The organism is Paenibacillus zanthoxyli JH29 (assembly GCF_000520715.1).
Lineage (GTDB): Bacteria > Bacillota > Bacilli > Paenibacillales > Paenibacillaceae > Paenibacillus_AQ > Paenibacillus_AQ zanthoxyli.
The window spans coordinates 1-492 of the sequence record NZ_ASSD01000140.1 but is presented as its reverse complement, the minus strand read 5'-3'; the positions used below and the strand labels follow the sequence as shown (position 1 = coordinate 492).

Below are 492 nucleotides of genomic sequence, written 5' to 3'. Positions count from 1 at the left end.
GGCGGTTCGACAGCCGCTTCTCTCCGGCGCGGGTATACCCGCAGTCCTCCGCCGGGCAGACGAGCAGCTTGCCGCGCTTCGACTTCTTCTCCAGCAGCCGCGTGCCGCACTGCGGGCAGTGGCTGTTCGAGACATTATGCGGCTTATATTCGGCGCCGCTGTTCTTCACCTCTGCGACGAGCTCCTTTGCCATGCCGCGTATACCCTTGAGGAATGGCTCCGGCTTGCCTTGGCCGCGGGCGATCCGCTCCAGCTCGGCCTCCCAGCGGGCCGTCAAATCCGGTGTGCGAAGCTGCGGGGAGACCAGCTTGATCAGCTGCTTGCCCTTGCCGGTCGGATGCAGGACATTGCCCTGCCGCTCGATCGTGTCCGACGATACGAGCTTCTCGATAATGTCGGCGCGGGTCGCTGGTGTGCCAAGGCCGTGCTTCTCCATCTGTGTCAGCAGCGCTGCCTCGCTGTAACGTCCCGATGGCTGCGTCCGTCCTCCGC

The 492-nt window shown here is 65.0% G+C and carries 1 protein-coding gene; it reads right to left on the bottom strand.

Going from position 1 to position 492, the window contains the following annotated elements; translation table 11 throughout:
* The coding region (locus L691_RS27965; RefSeq protein WP_036735514.1) for a DNA topoisomerase at positions 1-492 on the bottom strand (492 nt) is incomplete at both ends.